Source organism: Pseudomonas sp. SJZ131 (assembly GCF_007828705.1).
Taxonomy (GTDB): Bacteria; Pseudomonadota; Gammaproteobacteria; order Pseudomonadales; family Pseudomonadaceae; genus Aquipseudomonas; species Aquipseudomonas prosekii.
In genome coordinates this window covers 65,872-82,907 of the sequence record NZ_VIVC01000003.1, presented here as the reverse complement: position 1 = coordinate 82,907, position 17,036 = coordinate 65,872, and the positions used below count along the sequence as shown (strand labels likewise).

14 protein-coding genes are annotated in these 17,036 nt (G+C 60.5%); 5 read left to right on the top strand and 9 right to left on the bottom strand.

Translation table 11 applies throughout. The features are described 5' to 3' along the window. The first annotated feature begins 110 nt into the window (after nucleotides 1-110). From FBY12_RS14540 to FBY12_RS14530, 3 genes are all read left to right on the top strand, one after another. Entirely contained in the window at nucleotides 111-1,397 is a 1,287-nt protein-coding gene (locus FBY12_RS14540; RefSeq protein ID WP_121732474.1) for a GGDEF domain-containing protein, read from the top strand. Between the two features lie 90 nt (nucleotides 1,398-1,487). Next, a complete protein-coding gene (locus FBY12_RS14535) occupies nucleotides 1,488-3,284 on the top strand; it encodes an acyl-CoA dehydrogenase C-terminal domain-containing protein (protein ID WP_145253415.1) in 1,797 nt (598 codons plus the stop codon). Nucleotides 3,285-3,556: 272 nt separating this feature from the next. Next, nucleotides 3,557-5,335 (top strand): acyl-CoA dehydrogenase C-terminal domain-containing protein, encoded by a 1,779-nt coding sequence (locus tag FBY12_RS14530; protein WP_145253413.1) that lies wholly within the window; start codon nucleotides 3,557-3,559, stop codon nucleotides 5,333-5,335. 239 nt (nucleotides 5,336-5,574) lie between these two features. Here the strand turns inward: FBY12_RS14530 and FBY12_RS14525 are convergent, their stop codons facing one another. Beyond that, nucleotides 5,575-6,495, bottom strand: coding sequence for a LysR family transcriptional regulator (locus FBY12_RS14525; RefSeq protein ID WP_145253410.1), 921 nt, complete (start codon nucleotides 6,493-6,495; stop codon nucleotides 5,575-5,577). A 181-nt stretch (nucleotides 6,496-6,676) separates the two neighbouring features. Here FBY12_RS14525 and FBY12_RS14520 point away from each other — a divergent pair, with 181 nt between their 5' ends. Beyond that, nucleotides 6,677-7,969, top strand: coding sequence for an aspartate aminotransferase family protein (locus tag FBY12_RS14520; protein ID WP_145253408.1), 1,293 nt, complete (start codon nucleotides 6,677-6,679; stop codon nucleotides 7,967-7,969). Between the two features lie 207 nt (nucleotides 7,970-8,176). Continuing rightward, a complete protein-coding gene (locus tag FBY12_RS14515; RefSeq protein WP_007904205.1) occupies nucleotides 8,177-8,335 on the top strand; it encodes a YqaE/Pmp3 family membrane protein in 159 nt (52 codons plus the stop codon). Between the two features lie 107 nt (nucleotides 8,336-8,442). On the opposite strand, the gene FBY12_RS14510 is transcribed toward FBY12_RS14515, so the two are convergent. From FBY12_RS14510 to FBY12_RS14475, 8 genes are all read right to left on the bottom strand, one after another. After that, nucleotides 8,443-10,269, bottom strand: a complete 1,827-nt coding sequence (locus FBY12_RS14510) for a S9 family peptidase (protein WP_145253406.1) — start codon at nucleotides 10,267-10,269, stop codon at nucleotides 8,443-8,445. Further along, nucleotides 10,235-11,377, bottom strand: coding sequence for a pyrroloquinoline quinone biosynthesis protein PqqE (pqqE, locus tag FBY12_RS14505; RefSeq protein WP_167370475.1), 1,143 nt, complete (start codon nucleotides 11,375-11,377; stop codon nucleotides 10,235-10,237). The genes FBY12_RS14510 and pqqE overlap by 35 nt, the downstream gene beginning before the upstream one ends. Before the next feature lie 4 nt (nucleotides 11,378-11,381). Beyond that, nucleotides 11,382-11,657, bottom strand: coding sequence for a pyrroloquinoline quinone biosynthesis peptide chaperone PqqD (pqqD, locus tag FBY12_RS14500; RefSeq protein ID WP_145253402.1), 276 nt, complete (start codon nucleotides 11,655-11,657; stop codon nucleotides 11,382-11,384). Then, on the bottom strand, nucleotides 11,654-12,406 hold the full coding sequence (gene pqqC, locus FBY12_RS14495) for a pyrroloquinoline-quinone synthase PqqC (protein WP_145253400.1): 753 nt from the start codon (nucleotides 12,404-12,406) through the stop codon (nucleotides 11,654-11,656). Before pqqC ends, pqqD begins: the two co-directional genes overlap by 4 nt. Before the next feature lie 128 nt (nucleotides 12,407-12,534). Continuing rightward, entirely contained in the window at nucleotides 12,535-13,446 is a 912-nt protein-coding gene (gene pqqB, locus FBY12_RS14490) for a pyrroloquinoline quinone biosynthesis protein PqqB (protein WP_145253398.1), read from the bottom strand. A gap of 72 nt (nucleotides 13,447-13,518) precedes the next feature. Next, nucleotides 13,519-13,593, bottom strand: coding sequence for a pyrroloquinoline quinone precursor peptide PqqA (gene pqqA, locus FBY12_RS14485; RefSeq protein ID WP_009045898.1), 75 nt, complete (start codon nucleotides 13,591-13,593; stop codon nucleotides 13,519-13,521). A 157-nt stretch (nucleotides 13,594-13,750) separates the two neighbouring features. Beyond that, nucleotides 13,751-16,186, bottom strand: a complete 2,436-nt coding sequence (gene pqqF, locus FBY12_RS14480; RefSeq protein ID WP_145253396.1) for a pyrroloquinoline quinone biosynthesis protein PqqF — start codon at nucleotides 16,184-16,186, stop codon at nucleotides 13,751-13,753. Nucleotides 16,187-16,234: 48 nt separating this feature from the next. After that, nucleotides 16,235-17,029, bottom strand: a complete 795-nt coding sequence (locus FBY12_RS14475) for a carbon-nitrogen hydrolase family protein (RefSeq protein ID WP_145253394.1) — start codon at nucleotides 17,027-17,029, stop codon at nucleotides 16,235-16,237. Nucleotides 17,030-17,036 lie beyond the last annotated feature (7 nt).

The following is a 17,036-nucleotide window of genomic DNA, read 5'->3' as shown; positions in this document are numbered from 1 at the left end:
AACCTGCCGTTATAGAGAGGGCGGTGTGACAGACATCACATTGCATGTGCTTAACTGCGCCAATTGCAGGCACAATGCCATCTTTGTTTGCCGGGTCGGAGCTTTACCCCTTGCCGCGTTCTTCCGCTGTACGTTTCAGCCACTTCCTGCCTTCACTCCTGCTGCTGCTCGCAGGGCTTTCGGCTGCGTATATCAAGGATCTCAACGTCTTTTTCACCTCGCTGTTCAACGTGCTGCCGACCTTGGTGCTGTTGCTCGGCGGCGCGTATTGCGCGGTTTACCGACGTCAGCGCGAACTGTTTCTGATGGTCACGGTGTACATCGCCTACTTTTTGCTCGACACCCAGACCGACTATTACCGCGACAACGGCCAGGTTCGCGAAGACGCGGCGGTGGTGTTCCATCTCTGTTGTCTGCTGCTGCCGCTGTTGTTCGGGCTATTTGCGGCGTGGCAGGAACGCACGCATTTGTTTCAGGACATGGTGGCGCGTTTCGCCGTGTTGCTGGCGTTCGGCAGCGTGGCGCTGGGCATCGAGCAAAGTTATCCGCAGGCGTTGCTGATGTGGTTATCAGAGATTCGCTGGCCGGCGTTGCACGGCGCGTGGATGAGCCTGATCCAGTTGTCCTATCCGGTGTTCATCGCCGCGTTTGTGCTGCTGGCCTGGCAATACTGGCGCCACCCGCGACCGCTGCACGCTGCGCAACTGGTCGGTTTGCTCGGGTTGTTCTGGATGTTGCCGAAAACCTTCATCCTGCCGTTTACCCTGAACATCATGTGCAGCCAAGTGATGTTGATGATTGCATCGGCAGTCGCTCACGAAGCCTACCAAATGGCCTTCCGCGACGAACTCACCGGTTTGCCGGGTCGCCGCGCCTTGAACGAGCGCATGCAGCGGCTGGGGCGCAATTACGTGCTGGCGATGAGCGACGTCGATCATTTCAAGAAATTCAACGACACCCACGGCCACGACGTTGGCGATCAGGTGCTGCGATTAGTCGCCAGCAAACTGTCGAAAATCAGCGGTGGCGGTAGGGCATATCGCTACGGCGGCGAGGAATTCGCCCTGGTGTTTGCGGGCAAGACGCTCGAAGAGTGCATGCCGCACCTGGAAGTCATCCGCGAGTCGATTGCGAGCTACAACATTCAACTGCGCAACCCCGACCGTCCGCAGGACGACCAGCAAGGGCGTCAGCGTCGAGCCGGCTCCGGCGCGTCCAGTGTTTCGGTGACGGTCAGCATCGGCGTCGCCGAGCGTCTGGAGCAGCGCACCCCCGAACAAGTGCTCAAGTCGGCTGACGAAGCGCTCTACAGCGCCAAGGGTGCCGGGCGCAATTGCGTCGTCGCGTTCGGCCAGAGCCGCCGTGGCGCGGTGCGCATGGACGCCGCTGCGGGTTGAGTGATGATGGCGCATTCAGCGTCTGGACTGTGATTGTGAGGCGTGGTGCGCGGCAGTAGGTTTGGCTGATCTGCTGCCGGAGAAACGACCATGCCCGAGTACAAAGCTCCCCTGCGCGACATGCGCTTTCTGATCGACCACGTCTTCGACTTTCACCGCAACTACGCCGCGCTGGGCGCGACTGACGCCAGCCCGGACATGGTCAACGCGATCCTCGAAGAAGGCGCGAAATTCTGTGAAAACGTCCTCGCGCCGCTCAATCGCAGCGGTGACGAAGAAGGCTGCCATTTCGACAATGGCGTGGTAACAACGCCTACAGGCTTCAAGCAGGCTTTCGCACAATATGTCGAAGGTGGCTGGCACGGTTTGGCGGCCGATCCGCTGTACGGTGGCCAAGGGTTGCCGAGTTCGCTGGGGCTGGTCATCAGCGAAATGGTCGGTTCCAGCAACACCTCGTGGGGCATGTACCCCGGCCTGACCCACGGCGCAATGTCGGCGATCCACGCCCACGGCACCGAAGAGCAGAAAAACACCTACCTGAGCAAACTGACGGCCGGCCAGTGGACCGGCACCATGTGCCTGACCGAAGCGCATTGCGGCACCGACCTGGGAATCATCAAGACCCGCGCGGTGCCTGACGCCGACGGCAGTTACGCGATCACCGGCAGCAAGATATTCATTTCCGCCGGCGAGCACGATTTGAGCGACAACATCATCCACCTGGTGTTGGCGAAACTGCCGGATGCTCCTGCAGGCACCAAAGGCATTTCGCTGTTTATCGTGCCTAAATTCCTACCCGACGCCGAGGGCGATGCGGGTGAGCGCAATGGCGTTTCCTGCGGTTCCATCGAGCACAAAATGGGCATCAAGGCCTCGGCCACCTGCGTGCTCAACTTTGATCAGGCAAAAGGCTTCCTGATCGGCGAGGCCAACAAGGGCCTCAATTGCATGTTCACCATGATGAACCACGCGCGCCTGGGCACCGGCATGCAAGGTTTGTGTCTGGGTGAAGCAAGCTTTCAGGGCGCGATCAAATACGCCAACGATCGCCTGCAAATGCGCTCGCTGACCGGCGCCAAAGCCCCGGAAAAAGCCGCCGACCCGATCATCGTCCACCCCGACGTGCGGCGCATGTTGCTGACCATGAAAGCCTTCAACGAAGGCAACCGGGCGCTGACCTACTTCACCGCGCAATTACTCGATGCCGCGCATCTGAGCGCCGACGCGACCGCGCGGCAGGACGCCGAGGATTTGTTGGCGTTCCTCACGCCGATCTGCAAAGCGTTCATGACCGACACCGGCCTGGAAGTGACCAACCATGGCATGCAGGTCTTCGGCGGCCACGGTTTTATCCGCGAATGGGGCATGGAGCAACTGGTGCGCGACTGCCGGATTGCGCCGATTTATGAAGGCACCAACGGCATTCAGGCGCTGGATTTGCTCGGGCGCAAAGTGCTCGGCAGCCAGGGCAAACTGCTGCGCGGGTTCACCAAAATCGTCCATAAGTTCTGCGCAGCGAATGCGGACCATCCGCAATTGGGCGCGTTCGTCGCGCAGCTCAATGGCTTGAACCAGCAGTGGGGCGAAGTCACTACGCAGATCGGCATGGCGGCGATGAAGAATGCCGACGAGGTCGGCGCCGCGTCCGTGGATTATCTGATGTACAGCGGCTACATCATCCTCGGCTACTTGTGGCTGCGCATGGCGCTGACGGCGCAACAGCAGTTGGACGCGGGCAGCGGCGATGCCGATTACCTGCGCGGGAAACTGGCGACGTGCGAGTTTTACTTCAAGCGCTTGCTGCCACGCACCGCCGCGCATCGGGCGGCGATCGAGGCGGGGAGTGATTGTTTGATGAAACTGCCGGCGCAGATGTTTGCGCTTTGATGGCGTGCCCATAAAAAGCATCGCGGGCAAGCCTTGCTCCTACGGTTTTGAGTTGTTCGCGAGATTTGCATGCACCGAGAACCTGTAGGAGCGAGGCTTGCCCGCGAAGCCGTTCTGCCATTCAACAATAATTCAGCTGAAATCTCAGTGACTAAAAATTACAAATCGGTCATGAGCTGACCCTATGTGTCGTAAAAGTTGTTGGGTTACACTCGGGCCCACTCAAAACACATTTCCTGTGAATCACCTGTTTAGATCCTGCGAGGTTTGCCATGGCTGACTACAAAGCGCCCCTGCGCGATATGCGCTTCGTCCTCAATGAAGTGTTCGAAGTCGCCAAACTCTGGGCCGAACTGCCGGCACTGGCCGACACCGTCGACGCCGAAACCGTCGAAGCGATTCTCGAAGAAGCGGGCAAGGTCACCAGCAAAAGCATCGCGCCACTGAGCCGCGCGGCCGACGAAGAAGGTTGCCATTGGGCGGACGGTGCCGTCACCACGCCGGCAGGTTTCCCACAGGCTTATCAGACCTATGCCGAGGGCGGCTGGGTTGGCGTCGGCGGCGATCCGGCCTACGGCGGCATGGGCATGCCCAAGGCGGTTTCGGCGCAAGTCGAAGAAATGGTCAACTCCGCAAGCCTGTCGTTCGGCTTGTACCCGATGCTCACGGCCGGCGCCTGCCTGTCGATCAACGCCCACGCCAGCGAAGAATTGAAAGCTGCGTACCTGCCGAACATGTACGCCGGCGTCTGGGCCGGTTCGATGTGCCTGACCGAGCCGCACGCCGGCACCGACCTCGGGATCATCCGCACCAAGGCTGAGCCTCAGGCCGACGGTTCCTACAAAGTCAGCGGCACCAAAATCTTCATCACCGGTGGCGAGCACGACCTGACCGAAAACATCATCCACCTGGTGCTGGCGAAATTGCCCGACGCGCCGGCCGGTCCGAAAGGCATTTCGCTGTTCCTCGTGCCGAAATTCATGGTCAACGCCGACGGCAGCCTCGGCGCGCGCAACCCGGCGAATTGCGGTTCGATCGAACACAAAATGGGTATCCAGGCCTCCGCGACCTGCGTGATGAACTTCGACGAAGCCGTCGGTTACATCGTCGGCGAGCCGAATAAAGGCTTGGCGGCGATGTTCACCATGATGAACTACGAGCGTCTGGGCGTCGGCATCCAGGGCCTGGCAACCGGCGAGCGTTCATACCAGAACGCCATCGAATACGCGCGCGATCGTCTGCAAAGCCGTTCGCCAACCGGCGCGCAGAACAAAGACAAAGTCGCTGACCCGATCATCGTCCACCCGGACGTGCGCCGGATGTTGCTGACCATGAAAGCCTCGAACGAGGGCGGTCGCGCGTTCTCGACCTACGTGGCGATGCAACTGGACACCGCGAAGTTCAGCGAAGACCCGACCACGCGCAAACGTGCCGAAGATCTGGTGGCGTTGCTGACGCCAGTGGCCAAGGCGTTCCTCACCGATCTGGGCCTGGAAACCACCGTGCATGGCCAGCAGATTTTCGGCGGCCACGGCTACATCCGCGAGTGGGGCCAGGAGCAACTGGTGCGCGACGTGCGCATCACGCAGATTTACGAAGGCACCAACGGCATTCAGGCGCTGGACTTGGTCGGGCGCAAAATCGTGGGCAGCGGCGGGGCGCTCTATAACCTGTTCGCCGACGAAATCCGCCACTTCACCGCAACGGCCAGCGCCGATCTGGCGGAGTTCACCAAGCCGTTGAACGACGCGGTAACCACGCTTGATGAGCTGACTTCGTGGCTGCTCGACCGGGCGAAAAACAACCCGAATGAAATCGGCGCGGCGTCGGTCGAATATCTGCAAGCGTTTGGATACGTTTCCTACGCCTACATGTGGGCGCTGATGGCCAAAGCGGCGTTCGGCAAAGAAGCTCAGGATGATTTCTACGCCAGCAAACTGGGCACCGCGCGGTTCTATTTCGCCCGTCTGCTGCCGCGTATTCACTCGTTGAGCGCCTCGGTGAAGGCCGGCAGCGAGTCGCTGTTCCTGCTCGACGCGGCGCAGTTCTGACCGTGTAACGTCATGTAAGCAATCTCTTACATGACGTGCTGCTGTTCTCCCATTGGCGCCGATTGGATCCACAGTTAATCTTCTTCACATGGACGTCGCGCAGGAAGCGCAAAGCAACAACACGGACACGTAGGATTCTGCCAGGACGGCGGAGTGAAATGGATGTCAGGGAAACAGTCTGCAAAGCCCCGCTTCGGCGGGGTTTTCTTTTGCCTGCAGAAAAGTGCTCGGCCCAGCCATCAGGCCGGTTTCGTCGGGCCGACCAAGCGATCTTCCGGTCCGCTCAGCACTTCTTCCAGCAATGTCTGCAACAGCGCCAACGAGGCCTGCTGTCGTTGCACATCTCGACAAACCAAACCGACGTTCAGCGGCACACGCGGTTCGGTAATCGGTTTCCACAGCAGCTCATGGTTGCCCAAAGCTTTTTGCGAGCGCCCCGGCAGCACGGTCGCCAGCCGCGTATGCGGCAAGCTGTCGAGAATGCCCGCCATGTTGTTCAGTTCTGCCTGCACCTGCGGCCGCCGACCGAGGTTGGCCAGTTGCGTTTGCCAGATCTGCCGTAGCTGAAATTCCTCGCCCAGCAGCAACATCGGCAGCTCGGCCGCCTGACTCATCGAGACTTTCTTGAATTCGCGCAACGGATGCTCCGCCGGGATGACAAGCGTCAGTTCATCTTCGTACAGCAGCACGCCATGCAGTCCCGGCTGACGTGGCGGCAGATAGCTGATGCCGATGTCCAGAGAACCGTTGAGCAGGCGCCGCTCAATCTCCAGGCCGGTCAATTCGTAGATCTGCACGACAAGATGCGGCTGCGCCTTGCGCACCCGTTCGAGCATCTGCGGGACCAGACTGGTGTGCACCGTTTGCAACACGCCAATTGCCAGCGTGCGCAACGCCTGGCCCTTGAAATTGCCCAGTGCTTCTCGCGCCCGCTGCATCCCATCCAGCAGCGGCAGCGCGTGGTTGTACAGCGTGTGCGCGGCCAACGTCGGCAATAGCCGTTTGCTGCTGCGCTCGAACAGGCTGACATCGAGGTTTTGTTCGAGATGGCGGATCTGTTGCGACAGCGCCGGTTGCGAGATCGACAGTCGCTCGGCAGCCCGGCCGACATGGCCCTCTTCGTAGACCGCGACGAAATAACGCAGTTGCTTGAAATCCATAAGTAACACTTATCGAAAATGCTGTGAAATCGAAATGGCTCACGGCCGTGCCGGCGCCTAGTCTAACCGCATTCACAAGGCTTACAGGGCCGGAAAGCGCGATGAATAGCGTTTGCAGCGATGGTTTTTACATAGGTTTTTACACAGACACCGCAAAGGACCTCAACGGAGGTTGTTTGCGATGAATCTGTTCAATCTGCGCCGCAGTCCAGCCAGCCCGCGCAGCCTCGACGACTTGGCGATGGACGCGGCCAAACCGATTTGCAACGACAACCTTTCCAGCGAGTGCCTGATGCCCAGCGTCGAGCGGCCGAAGCAGATATTCGTGCGTGGGCAGGGTTCGTGGCTGTGGGACAGCGACGACCGCGCGTATCTGGATTTCACCCAGGGCGGCGGCGCCAACAGCTTGGGCCATAGCGCTTCGGTGTTGGTCAGGGCCATTGCCGATCAGGCTCAAGCGCTGATCAATCCCGGTTTCGGCCTGCATAACCGCGGCATGCTCAACCTCGCCGAGCGCCTCTGCCGCAGCACCGGCAGCGATCAGGCGTACCTGCTGAACACCGGCAGCGAGGCCTGTGAAACGGCGATCAAACTGGCACGCAAGTGGGGCCAGCGCTATCGCAGTGGTGCCTCGCGGATCATCGTCGCCAGAAATGGCTGCCACGGGCGTAGTCTCGCGACGATCTCGGCGTCGGACAGTTCCAACCTCGCCAACCTTTTCGAACCGCAACTGCCGGGGTTCAGCCACGTGCCGTTCAACGACCTGCCGGCGATGCACGCAGCGGTAGACGCGCAAACCGTGGCGATCATGCTCGAGCCGATCCAGAGTGATGCCGGCGTCATTCCCGCCGACCCGCATTACCTCAAAGGCGTCGAACGCCTGTGTCGCGAACTCGGAATTCTGCTGATCCTCGACGAAGTGCAAACCGGGATTGGCCGCTGCGGCAGCTTGCTCGCGGAACAATCCAGCGACGTGCGCGCCGACATCGTCGTGCTCGGCAAAGGGCTGGGCGGCGGCGTACCACTGGCGGCACTGCTGGCGCGCGGCAAAGCCTGCTGTTTCGAACTCGGCGAAATGACCGGCACCCACCATGGCAATGCACTGATGACCGCTGCCGGCCTGGCAGTGCTCGACACCGTAGACGACAAAGGCTTCCTTGACCACGTCGAGGACACCGGCCAGCACCTGAGTGAAGGTCTGCGGCGTTTATCCCATCGCTATGCCCACGGCGAACTGCGTGGACAAGGCCTGCTCTGGGGACTGACCTTGTCAGAAGGTTCAGCGGACGCCGTCGTCAAAGCGGCGCTCTACGAAGGTTTGCTGCTTAACGCCGCGCAACCCGACTGCCTGCGCTTCACCCCTGCGCTCACCGTCAGCAAAGCCAACATCGACGAAATGCTCCTGCGCCTGGCCCGCGCCTTCTCCCGCGTACGCACCGCGCAACTGCAATGCCGCAAAGGGATTGCCGTCTGATCAGAACCGCCCTACACGAATTTCCGAACCGTCTCGCGGTAATAACGCATCGCCCCATGCCTGATTCTTTTGGCGTGGGGCGTTTTTTTGTCCGCTGATTCATCGAGATACTGGCATCAGGACACGATTCGGAGTGAACCCTGACGAACGGCGCAGGTCGATTGGGTGTGTGGCTCACACGAGCCAACTTAATTCAGGAGCTGCCCCATGGACTTTATTCGAATCATCATCGCCATTCTGTTGCCGCCCCTGGGTGTGTTTCTGCAAGTCGGTTTCGCGGGTGCGTTCTGGCTGAATATCCTGCTGACGTTGTGCGGTTATATTCCTGGGATCGTGCACGCGGTTTACATCATCGCCAAGCGTTGAGTCCTGTGGCATGAAGTAGATTGCTTTCGCGGGCGAGCCTCGCTCCTACAAGGCTTTGCGCCATACCTGTAGGAGCAAGGCTTGCCCGCGAACGGCGCGACTCGGTTTCATTCGGTTGACTCAATCACCCGCCGATAAAACAACCACTCCTGTTCCAGCGCATGTGCCTGGTTCCCGGCCTTGCGGAAGCCATGTCGCTCGTCTGCGTAATAGTGCGCTTCGACCAAAATGCCGTTGTCCTCGAGCGCCGTGACCATGTCGCGGGTCTGCTGCGGAACCACCACCGCGTCCAGTTCTCCCTGAAAGAAAATCACCGGCACCCTGATGTTTTTCGCGTGCAGTAACGGTGTGCGCGCGGCGTAGCGTTCGGCGTCTTGCTGCGGATCGCCGATCAGCCAGTCGAGATAATCGCCCTCGAACTTGTGCGTCGCCCTCGCCAGCGCTACCGGATCGCTGACGCCGTAAAGGCTGGCGCCAGCGCGGAAAACCTTGTGGAACGCCAGCGCGCACAGCGTCGTGTAACCGCCGGCACTGCCGCCGCGGATGAAGGCTTTTTCGCCGTCGATGAGTCCGCGTTCGGCGAGGTAGGTCACCACCGCGCAAGCATCTTCGACGTCGACATCACCCCAACTCAAGTGCAGTGCCTGGCGGTATTCGCGGCCATATCCGCTGCTGCCGCGATAGTTGAGGTCGGCCACGGCAAAACCGCGTTGTGCCCAATATTGAATGCGCGGGTCGAGCATCGGGTAGCAGGCCGACGTCGGGCCGCCGTGGATGAACACCACCAGCGGCGGTTTCGCTTCGCCAGTCATGGCCGGATAGAAGAAGCCATGCGCCTCGCCCGAACCGCTTGGGTAACGCAGGGTTTGTGGACGGCTGACCTGTTCGGCGGGCAGCGGGGCGATACCGCCGGCCAAGGTTTTGACCGCGCCGGTGCTGCGGTCAATCGCGATCACTGCCGCAGAACTGATCGGCGAGGCGGCGATGCAGTAAATGCACTTTTCATCCATCGCTAGACTGCGAAACCGCGTGTAATCCCCGGTGAAATCTTCAGTGACATCACCGCGGATTTCCAACCGGCCAAAGCCGCCCTCGGTCCAGCTCGCCAGATAGTTTTCGCCACCGAGCGGCAACCAAGTGCTGCCGCCCAATTGCCACGGCGCCGGTCCGTGATCGGCAGCGGCGCTCGCCAACGCGCTCAAGCCGTCAGCCGACTCCGCCCATGGCTGCCAAAACCCGTTGCGATCGGTCAGGCAATACAAACGACCGCTCTGATCAAAACGCGGTTGCTGCAACGACTCTTCGCCAGCATCGCCCGCTACACAGCGCGGCGCGCCGAAACTGGCCTGATCCTCACGCTCGGCAACCATCAGGCGCGTTGCGGTCCACGGTTGATCGGGCCGGCTCCACTCGATCCACGTCAGGCGCCGGGCGTCCGGGCTCAGCGTCGGTGCTGCGTAGAAATCAGCACCCTCGGCCAGCAGATGACGCACGCCATCCGCGAGGTCGATGGCGACCAAGCGATGCTGATCGTGGTTTTCCTCAACCGCCAACACTTGGCCATCGGCAAACTGCAGATCGCCATAGCGGCACTCATTGGAAGTCAGGGCGTGCGGGGGTTCGCTGTTCAGCGACTGGCGATACAACTGCTGATCGGCCTCGTTAACGAAAGCAACGCCGTCATCGGTCAGGCAAAACGCGCCGCCACCATATTCGTACACGCGGCTGCGCACGCTGAAACCTGGCGGCGTCATGCAGTGGGCGTGCCCGTCGCGCCAGTGCCAGATCCGGCAAGCGCCGTCCTCGGGACGGTATTCGTTCCAGAACAAGCCATGGCGGCCGAGTTGCAATTCGGCAAAATCGATGCCGGCGGCAACAGCCTTGAGCGCGCTGAAAGGCTCAGCCTTTAGCGATGAGTCGTGAGTTTCGTTCATTGCGAAAGGCCAGTTGTTCAATGGTTTGAGTCGCGTGCTCGGCTTCTTCGCGGGCCTTGAGAATCACGCCGTGATGTTCCGATTTGCTGCACACCGGGTCGGCATTGCTTGCATCGCCCGTGAGCATGAACGCCTGGCAGCGACAGCCGCCGAAGTCCTTTTCTTTCTCGTCGCAGGAGCGGCACGGCTCGGGCATCCAGTCGTAACCGCGAAAGCGGTTGAAGCCGAACGAGTCGTACCAGATGTGTTGCATGGTGTGATCGCGCACGTTGGGAAATTGCACCGGCATCTGTCGGGCACCGTGGCAGGGCAGCGCGGTGCCGTCCGGCGTGACAGTGAGAAAAATACTGCCCCAGCCATTCATGCAGGCTTTCGGGCGTTCTTCATAGTAATCCGGCGTGACAAAAATCAGTTTGCACGGATGCCCTTCGGCTTCCAGTTTGGCGCGGTATTCGTTGGTGATGCGTTCGGCGCGGACCAGTTGTTCCTTGGTCGGCAACAAACCGACACGATTGAGCTGCGCCCAACCGTAGAACTGGCAAGTCGCGAGCTCGACGAAGTCGGCTTCCAGCGCAATGCACAGCTCGATGATCCGGTCGATCTTGTCGATATTGTGTCGATGAGTGACGAAGTTCAGCACCATCGGATAACCGTGCGCCTTCACCGCGCGGGCCATTTCGAGCTTTTGCGCGAAGGCTTTTTTCGAACCGGCGAGGAGGTTATTCACCTGCTCGTCGCTGGCCTGAAAACTGATCTGGATATGGTCGAGGCCGGCCTTCTTGAAGTCGCTGATTTTCTGCTCGGTGAGGCCGATGCCCGAGGTGATCAGGTTGGTGTAGAAACCCAACTTGCGCGCCTCGGCGATCAATTCGGCGAGGTCCTGGCGCACCAGCGGTTCGCCGCCGGAGAAACCCAATTGCGCCGCGCCCATTTCCCGCGCTTCGCGAAACACTTTGATCCACTGTTCGGTGCTCAGCTCTTTGCCCTGCTCGGCGAAATCCAGCGGATTGGAGCAGTACGGACATTGCAGCGGGCAGCGATACGTCAGCTCGGCCAGCAGCCACAGTGGCAGGCCAATTTCCGGTTTGGGCGGTAACTTGTCCGACAGGGTGTCAGGCAAGTTCGATCCAGTGCTCAGCACGGGCGACCTCCATGAATTGCTCGATGTCTACACCGAGCTCGGGCACACCGGGGAATTTAGCCTCCAGTTCGGCGATGATCGCCGCGACATCACGTTCGCCGTCGATCAATCCGCCGATCAGCGCCGCACTTTCATTGAGTTTGATCATGCCTTCCGGGTACAGCAGCACGTGGCCCTTCTGCGCCGGTTCGTATTGGTAGCGGTATCCCTGACGCCAGGTCGGGACTTTGCTGCGATCGAAACTCATAAAATGATTCCTTTATGCCAGACCCGTTGCTCGGTCACGCTGTGGTAAGGCGGGCGATTGAGCTCATACGCCATGGTCATGGCATCGAGCATGCTCCAAAGAATGTCCAGTTTGAACTGGAGAATTTCCAGCATGCGCTCCTGGCCGGCGCGGGTGGTGTAGTGCTGCAAAGTGATCGCCAACCCATGCTCGACATCGCGCCGCGCCTGACCCAGGCGAGTGCGGAAATATTCGTAGCCGGCCGGGTCGATCCACGGGTAATGCTGCGGCCAACTGTCGAGGCGCGATTGGTGGATCTGCGGCGCGAACAGTTCGGTCAACGAGCTGCTGGCGGCTTCCTGCCAACTGGCCCGACGGGCGAAATTGACGTAGGCATCGACAGCGAAACGCACGCCGGGCAGCACCAGTTCCTGCGAGCGCAACTGGTCCGGATCGAGGCCAACCGCCTGGCCGAGGCGCAGCCATGCTTCGATGCCGCCGTCTTCACCGGGCGCGCCGTCATGGTCGAGCAGGCGCTGAATCCACTCGCGGCGGATCTCGCGGTCCGGGCAATTGGCGAGGATCGCCGCGTCCTTCAGGGGGATGTTCACCTGATAGTAGAAGCGGTTGGCCACCCAGCCCTGAATTTGTTCACGCGTCGCCCGACCTTCATACATCGCCACGTGATACGGGTGATAGATGTGGTAATAGGCGCCCTTGGCGCGCAGGGCGGCTTCGAACTCGGTGGGGGACATTGCGGTGTCAGTCATTTCGGTTCTCCGGGTAGGACCGGTGGATTCTTTGGTGTCGGGTCGGACGCTTTCGCGGGCGAGCCTCGCTCCTACAGGTTCTTCGCTATGCCCTGTAGGAGCGAGGCTCGCCCGCGAAGGGCCCTCAGCTACAACACAATACTCATCCCGTCATACGCCACTTCAACCCCACGCCGCGCCAATTCCGCGCGCTCCGGTGAATCTTCGTCGAGGATCGGGTTGGTGTTGTTGATGTGGATAAGCACTTTGCGCTGCTTGGGCAGTTGTTCGAGCACTTCCAGCATGCCGCCGGGGCCGTTCTGCGCCAAATGACCCATTTCCCGACCGGTACGGGTGCCAACGCCGCGACGCTGCATTTCGTCGTCGTCCCACATCGTGCCGTCCACCAGCAGGCAATCGCTTTCGGCCATGATTTGCAGCAAAGGCGCGTCGACTTTGCCCAGGCCCGGTGCGTAAAACAGCTTGCCGCCGGTGCTCAGGTCTTCAACGATCAGGCCGATGTTATCGCCCGGGTGCGGGTCGAAACGGTGCGGCGAGTAGGGCGGCGCGGCGCTGCGCAACGGCAGCGGGGTGAAACGCAGGTTCGGGCAGGCGGGGACGCTGAAGCTCTGGTCGAGTTCGATGCGGTTCCAGTTCAGCCCGCCGTTCCAGTGGGTCAGCATGGTGAACAGCGGGAAACCCGTGCTCAAATCTTCGTGGACCATGTCGGTGCACCAGACCTGGTGCGGGCAACCTTCGCGCAGACTGAGCAAACCGGTGGTGTGGTCGATCTGGCTGTCCATCAGGATGATTGCGCTGATCCCGGTATCGCGCAGCGCACGGCCCGGTTGCATCGGGGCGAAGCTCTGGAGTTGGGCGCGGATGTCCGGCGACGCATTGCACAGCACCCAATTCACGCCGTCATCGGAAATCGCGATGGACGATTGAGTACGCGCCTTGGCGTTCAGGCTGCCGTCGCGAAAACCGGCACAGTTCACGCAGTTGCAATTCCACTGCGGGAAACCACCGCCGGCGGCGGAACCTAGAATCTGGACAAACATGGCCGCTCCATCATTTGAAAACCGAAAATAAAAACGCCTCGGCAAACCGAGGCGCTGTGACACAGGACAAACTTAGCGGCTTGCGAAGTACATGGTGACTTCAAAGCCGATACGCAGGTCGGTGTAAGCAGGTTTGGACCAGGACATAAAAGTGCTCCTTTCAGGTGGATGGGACAGCTGAGACCTATACATATAGTCCACCTCCAGCCGGAGATGTTCAGATAGTTAGGCGGCTATGTTACTCAAAATTACCGAGCGCTTGCCCGTGAAAGTTTGAGAAAGCTAATTGCAGCGCCCGTAATGATCATTTCGCCACTTGCCAAAGACCGCCGGGGCACGGCGTGTTGGCGACACAGCGCCAACCGCCTGCCGCAGTATTAAGACGCTGGGCGGCGGCGAACAATTCGGCTCGGTCGATGGACAAAATGGTTTCACCAAGTTGCGAGAGGTAATCCGACGAGTGGCCGGCCAGTTTTGCCTGCCAAAGCAGTTCGGCCGCCTGCACGCTCGGCAGCGCCTCGATGTCGAATTGATCCGCGAGGGCCTGGCGTTGCGCGAGCCAGGAGTGATCGTCGAGGCCACTGATCAGTTCTGTCAGTCCACTGAGGAAATGGTCGATGTGCCCGAGCAATTCGACCACCGCGACCGTCGGCGACTGCACGCCAAACAGCAAACCGGCCTGGCCATTCATCTGGCGCAATCCGCTGAACACCGCGTAACCCAGTTGCAGCTCGACGCGCAGGCGCTGGTAGAACGCGGTTTGGCTCAAATGCGCGAGCAAACGCCATGCGGCTTCGTCCGTAATTTCCTGGGTAGCTGTAGGGCAAAAGAGCAGCAGCGCCGCTTCGCTGGATTGGGTTTCGATGCAATGCCACACATGTTGCGAATGGAGCGATGGCGGCGGCGTCAGTTGCGCGTCGGCGATCCCCGGAATACGGCTCAGCGCAACGCCCATCGCCGCTTGCGTCTGCGCCGACAAACCGACCGCCAAGCCATCCCAGCGTGCGTTCGACCAGAGTTGTTGCAGATTGTCTGAGACATTCGCCGGTTCCAGTCCACACGCCGGCAGCGCTTTGAGCAGTTGCCGAATCGGCATCAACGCAGGACTTGTGGTTGCGACGCGTGGGAAATCGGCGTCAGGTTTCGTCAGAAGCGTCAGCGCGTGTTCAAGGATTTTCGGCATTGGCTCCTGCAAACCGGTCATCTTCAGCAACCCTTGGTTCCCCGACACGTCAAAAGAAACCTCGACACCCGCCTGACGCGCGTCTTCACGCAGCGGTTGCAGGCTATTTTCGAGACTGGATTGCAGGCCGCTGTCCGCTGCCGCCGCCAACCGCCAACGCAGATAAATCGCGCCTGCCTCGGTATTGCCGGGCAATGCCTGGCTGAATTGCATCGGCGAGCGTTCACGGCGACCGCGCGAGCGATCCTGGGCGAACGTGCGCAAACCACGGTGGGCGCTGGTCTGGCCGCGAATCAGTCCGGCGTTGGCCAATGCTGCGTCCGAGCGCAGGAACGGGTTCGCAGCAGGCACTTGCCACTGGCCGGTGAAGTTATCCACAGCGCCGATTTGTTGGAGGATGCTCTGGAGCGCTGCAACACCTTGTTCGGATAAAGCGCTTTCAAGCTGCTGACTGTCGCGCTGGGCCTGTTGCAAAGCGCAGCTCATTTGCTGCTGGCGCTGCAGCAGGGCCGCGTATTCTTCGCGCAGTTCGCTGCTGTTTTGCTGAGACGCGAAAAACCCCAGCCAATCCATCAGTTGCCCGCGCAGCGCACTTGGCGCACTTGGCGTCGCAGCGCTGATGAACTCGATGTGCAACAAAGCCTGTCCGGCGAATTGATACAGCGGCGCGGCTTTCAGACCGTCAGCCAAGCCTTGTGTTTGCAGTTCGGCGAGCAATCCGCCGGATTTCGCGTTGTTCAGCCAATGACATAAAAACGCCAACGCCTCGGCAGAGGATTCCGGCAGCGCTTCGAGGGCGAACAGCAGATCCACGCGACGCTCGCCGACCTGTTGATAACTTCTATCCGCCGCAGCCATCAGCAGTGTTGGCGCCTGTTGCTGGACTTTATCCCCCGACGCGATAACCGCGTCGAACGCCTGCGCCATCGCTCGCAACTCGTCAAAACTTTGCGGGCCTACCAGACTCAGGGTCATCTGCCCGGTGCGGTAAAACTGCTGATAGAAATCCTTCAAAGCCTGCTGAAACTCAGGCTGCGGCACCGGCAGGCTATCGCGGTTGCCGGTATGAAAACCGCGCAGTGGATGACTCGGCGACAGCCCGTCGAACAGCGAAAGTTGCTGTTGCGCCGTGGCGTCCTGGGACCAAGCGACGAATTCCGCGTGCAAAACCTCCCGTTCCCGCGCCTGATCGTCCAGATTCATACGCGGGTGGGCGAGCATGTCCGACAGACGCTGCAATCCACCGGCAAACGCCTGCGGCGACAACTCGAAAAAGAAATCGGTGGTGCGTTCATTGGTCCGCGCATTCACTTGGCCGCCATGCCGCTGGACGTAGGCCATCAGCGCCTCGTCCGTAGGAAAACGCTCAGTGCCCAGAAACAGCAAATGCTCAAGAAAATGCGCCAACCCGGGCCATGCCAGCGGTACGTCATGGCTGCCAGCGGCGACCCGCAACGCGGCTGCGGCGCGCTTCAAATCGGGCGCGTGACGCAGCGTCACCCGCAGGCCATTGGCCAGGGTTTCAGTGTGAGGGCGGGGATGATTCAGCGCAGGCATGAGCACTTCCAGTACAGAGAAGCGCTAATGCTAGCGGATAACCGGGGCTCAGCGCTTGTTCAGCTCGCCGTAGAGTTCAGGACGGCGATCGATCAAGTAGCGATTGGCGGCGCGCGATTCGAGCATCAATTGCCGATCCAGCTCGCCGACGATCAACGCTTCGTCCAACCCGGCCTGGGCGATACGGCTGCCATCCGGCGCGGCGATGCTGCTTTGCCCGCAGTAATGGATGTCGCCTTCGTTGCCGCAATAGTTGGCGTAAGCCACATAACACTGGTTTTCGAAGGCGCGCGAGCGGACGGTGACGTCAGCGACGAAGTCGTAAGGAATCATGTTCGCGGTCGGCACCAGAATCAGCTCGGCACCGGCCAACGCCAAGCGTCGGGCGTTTTCCGGGAACTCCATGTCGTAGCAAATCAGGAAACCGATTTTCCAGCCATTGAGCTCGACCACCGGGAACTCATCGCCGCCCGCGCTGAACATCGAGTTGTCGAGGTCGCCGAACAAATGCGTCTTGCGGTAGTTGCACACGCGTTCGCCGTGGGCGTCGATCAGTTGCACCGAGTTGTAGATCTGGCCGTCCTCAGTGCGCTCGGGATAACCATAAAGAATGGCGATGCCGGTGGTTTTCGCAATGCGCGCAATTTGTTGAGCCGACTCACCGTTGTGCACTTCGGCGAGAACGCTGACGGCATCCACGCCGATGTTGTAGCCGGTCAGAAACATCTCCGGCAACACCAGCAAGTCCGCGCCTCGGGCCTCCAGCGCCAGTTGATGCAGGCGATGCAGATTGCCGGCGACGTCCAGCGGCAACGGTGGACATTGGTAAAGGGCTACGCGCATTTCGGAT